Annotated in this window: 4 protein-coding genes and 1 pseudogene; 4 read left to right on the forward strand and 1 reads right to left on the reverse strand. The window is 75.0% G+C overall.

Annotation, left to right across the window (positions count from 1 at the left end):
• Window positions 1–495: hypothetical protein (locus FNX44_RS25075; RefSeq protein WP_143651275.1), on the forward strand; the 495-nt coding region annotated here is incomplete at its 5' end.
• Window positions 496–599: 104 nt separating this feature from the next.
• Entirely contained in the window at window positions 600–800 is a 201-nt protein-coding gene (locus FNX44_RS25080) for a DUF8691 family protein (protein ID WP_143651276.1), read from the forward strand.
• A gap of 59 nt (window positions 801–859) precedes the next feature.
• On the opposite strand, the gene FNX44_RS25085 is transcribed toward FNX44_RS25080, so the two are convergent.
• A complete protein-coding gene (locus tag FNX44_RS25085) occupies window positions 860–2,299 on the reverse strand; it encodes a DUF2252 domain-containing protein (protein ID WP_143651277.1) in 1,440 nt (479 codons plus the stop codon).
• Window positions 2,300–2,486: 187 nt separating this feature from the next.
• Here FNX44_RS25085 and FNX44_RS25090 point away from each other — a divergent pair, with 187 nt between their 5' ends.
• Both FNX44_RS25090 and FNX44_RS25095 read left to right on the forward strand, forming a co-directional pair.
• Window positions 2,487–3,098, forward strand: a complete 612-nt coding sequence (locus FNX44_RS25090) for an HdeD family acid-resistance protein (protein ID WP_143651278.1) — start codon at window positions 2,487–2,489, stop codon at window positions 3,096–3,098.
• A 43-nt stretch (window positions 3,099–3,141) separates the two neighbouring features.
• A pseudogene (locus tag FNX44_RS25095) lies at window positions 3,142–3,525 on the forward strand (hypothetical protein); the annotation flags it as partial.

Genomic DNA, 3,525 nt, shown 5'->3' on the forward strand with positions numbered 1-3,525 from the left:
AAGCCGGGGCGCCGGGGCGGGCGGCGTGCCCAGGCCGACTACTCGGGCGGTGTCTACGGCTCGCTGCTGGCGGCCTCGGTGGTGGTCGGGGCGAGTGGTCTCGGGGCGTTCCCGCGCCTCGAGCTGGTGCTGTTGCTGCTGCTCAGCGGCGCGGTCTTCTGGCTGGCGCACGTGCACGCCCAGCTCTTCGGAGCGCGGCTGGCCCAGCGTCACCCGGACTGGCCGACCGTCGCGCACGTGTGCCGCGAGGAGTGGCCGATCGTGAAGGCGGCGGTCCCGCCGGCGGCCGCCGTGGCGCTGAGCCCGCTCCTCGGGCTCGACGTGCGGGGAGCGGCGTGGCTGGCGGCGTCGGTGGCGGTGGCCGGCCAGGTGGGCTGGTCGGTGGCGGCGGCGCGGCAGGCCGGGGCGTCGCGACGGCTGACGGCGGTCACCGCGTCGGTGAACCTGCTGCTCGGCCTGCTGATCGTCTCGTTCAAGTTCGTGCTGAAGCACTGACGCCGTCGGGTCACCTGGCGGGGGTGAGGTCGGCGGGGCGACCGGGGGCGACGATGGTGGCTCAGGTGGTTCGCGCACCGTTCGGCGGCCGGCGGGAGACAGCCATGCGCTACGAGATCCGTGTCGAGGGCCACATGTCGGAGGCGCTGACGGAGGCGTTTCCGGAGCTGAGCCATGTGGTGATGGCGGGTCACACGGTGCTGTACGGCCAGGTGGTCGACGACGCGCAACTGTGGGGCCTGCTGGCCCGGTTGCAGTCGTTGGGGCTACGGGTGGTGGAGATGCGGCAGCTGCCGGAGCCCTGAGGCGGCCGCCGGCGGAGGTCGCGGCGGCTCGGACCGGGCACGGCTCGGACCGGCACGGCTCAGAGCGGCACGGCGGTGACGCGGCCGGCGCGGCGGGCGGTGTCGAGGGTGTGGAAGTCGTGTTCGTTCTGGTCGCTGTAGCCGGCGGCGAACTCGGCGAGGGCGCGGTCGAAGCCGTCGCCCGCGCCCAGGTAGGCGGCGATGGCGACCGGGTCGCCGGACCGGGCGTGGGCCCGGGCCAGGGACTCCCCGCACAGCCGGCCGAACAGCGTGAGGAGCGGCGGGTCCATGGTCTCGGGCCGTGCGACGCCTTTCCAGTCCCACAGTTGGCGGACGTAGAAGTCGCGGCGCCGCCCGTCCAGGCCGACCGCGCGGGTCCACCCGAGGAAGATGTCGCCGGCAGTCTGCATCAGCCGCTGGCCGGTGACCACACGGCGCCCCTGGTTGCTGTCGTGGTCGCCGGGAAGGTGGGCGGCGAGCACGGACGGCTGGGCCTCCTTGGCCTGGAGGATGAGCGGGTCGTCGTCGTCCCGGCCGAGGAGCAGCAGGATCCAGCAGCGGGTGCCGACGCTGCCCACACCGACCACCTTCCGGGCGATGTCCACCAGGTGGTAGTGCCGCAGCAGTTGGCGGCGTTCGGGCGGCAGGGTCCGGGCGTACGCCTCGATCAGGTGGTGCAGTTCGGCCCGTTGCCCGCCGTCGGCGGGGCCGTCGAGCAGTTGGTCGACGGGGGTGATCAGCGGCGGGTCCGGGGTGATCCGCCGACCCTCGGGGCCGGGGTGGGTGAGTTTGGCGTACGCCCGCAGGTGGGTGCGGGTCCTGGCCCGCTTGGCCGCCCGGGCCACACGCCGCGCGGCCTCGGGGTCCGCCACGGTGGCGAGGAGCTGCCGCACCCGGTCGGCGTTGTCCTGCGCGTACCAGACGTCCAGCGTGCGCATCCCCGCGAACTCCCGCATCCGCTCCCGGTACGCCCGCACGCCTGCGCGGGCCGTGCCGGCCTGTTCGTCCGCCGAGAAGCCGTTGGCGCGGCAGGCGATGACCAGGCCGGCCGCCAGGCGCTTGACGTCCCATTCGAACGGGCCGGGCAGTGTCTCGTCGAAGTCGTTGATGTCGAAGACCAGTTGGCGTTCCGGGGAGGCGAGCAGACGGAAGTTCAGGGGGTGTGCGTCGCCGCACAGCTGCACGGTGAGACCGGTGTGCGGTGCCGCGCCAAGGTCCGCGGCCATGACGGCGGCGGCACCCCGGTAGAACCGGAAGGGGGATTCGAGCATCCGGCCGTAGCGCAGCGGCACCAGCTCCGGCAGGCGCTTCGCCGACTGCCGCTCCAGCAACTCCACCGGGTCGGGGCGGCCCGCGTCCGGCTCGAAGCGGGCCTGCTCCGAGCGGCGCACCCGCTGCCGGGCCTGCCTGCCGTACGCGGCGCGCTCGTCGGGCGACCACGCCACCGTGTGGGCTCCCGGCGCGCTCGGTCGCTGTCCGTGCCTGGCGGGCCCGTCCATGTCGCGCCTCCCGGTGCCGTCGCGTCACCCACTTCACCGTGCGCCTGCGGCGCCCGGATCACCCATGGTGGGTGACCCGGGCGAGGACGGCACGTCGGACGCTGGACGGGTGGAGTCCCGGACGCGCCGCGTCCGCGGCGGCCGGGGCGACGTCCGCCGCCATCTCCGCGATCTTCGAGGAGCGGCCATGAGCACGTCGAGTGACCCGGCACGACCCCAGCACGGCGGAACGACCGCCGGCTCCGGCGACCCCGCGGACCTGCTCGGCAGGCTGGGCCGGTCCTGGACCTGGATCATGACCATGGCCGTCACCGCGTTTGTGCCCGGCGTGATCCTGCTGGCCTGGCCGCGGGGGACGCTGCGGGTACTCACCGTGGTCGTCGGGGTCTATCTGCTGGTGTCCGGGGCGCTGCGCTTCGTCTCGGTCTTCGCCCACCGGGAGGCGGGCGAACGGCTTCCCGGCGTGCTGGCGGCCGTGCTGTTCCTGCTGGCCGGGGTGCTGGTGCTGCGGCACCCGACGCAGACGGTCGCGGTGCTCGCGCTGGTCGTCGGGGCGCTGTGGCTGGTGACGGGGGTCCTCGCGCTGTACACGGCGGTGGTGGCCAGGGGCTTGCCGCATCGGGGCGTCGTGCTGGGCGTCGCGGCGTTGAGCGCCGTCGCGGGTGTTGTCGTGCTGGCGCTGCCGGCGGAGTCGGCGGTCGCCCTCACCCGGCTGCTCGGCCTCTGGCTCGTACTGCTGGGCCTCGCGGAGGCGGCGCTTGCGCTGGCCTGGCGCGGCGCGCTGCGCCAGGCGGGCTGAGCCCCGGCGTCGCGGCCGGGTTCCGGCACGAAAGGAGCAGACCATGGGCGGGACGACAGGTCCGGGGGCGCCCGAGCCGCCCCCGAGCGGGGGCACGGGCGCCCAACGGGCGGGCCGCACGCTGACCGCTGAGGAGGACGCCGAGTACCAGCGGCTCCGGCGGGCCGCCGCGGTCGGGCACCGGCGGACCCGCGCCGCCGGGGCCTCGGTGCTCCTCGTCCTCGCCCTGCTGCTGGCGCCCGCCGCGGTGGTCGCGGCCTGGGCGGAGGCCACGGTGGACGACAGGAGCCGGTACGTCGAGACGGTCGCGCCGCTGGCGTCCGACCCGGCGATACAGCAGACGGTGACCGAGCGTCTCACCGACGAGGCGGTGGAGAACGTCGACGTCGAGGCCGTGACCGACGAGCTGGCCAGGACGTTGCGGGAG

Source organism: Streptomyces alkaliterrae (assembly GCF_007097205.2).
In the GTDB taxonomy this organism is placed as follows: Bacteria; Actinomycetota; Actinomycetes; order Streptomycetales; family Streptomycetaceae; genus Streptomyces; species Streptomyces alkaliterrae.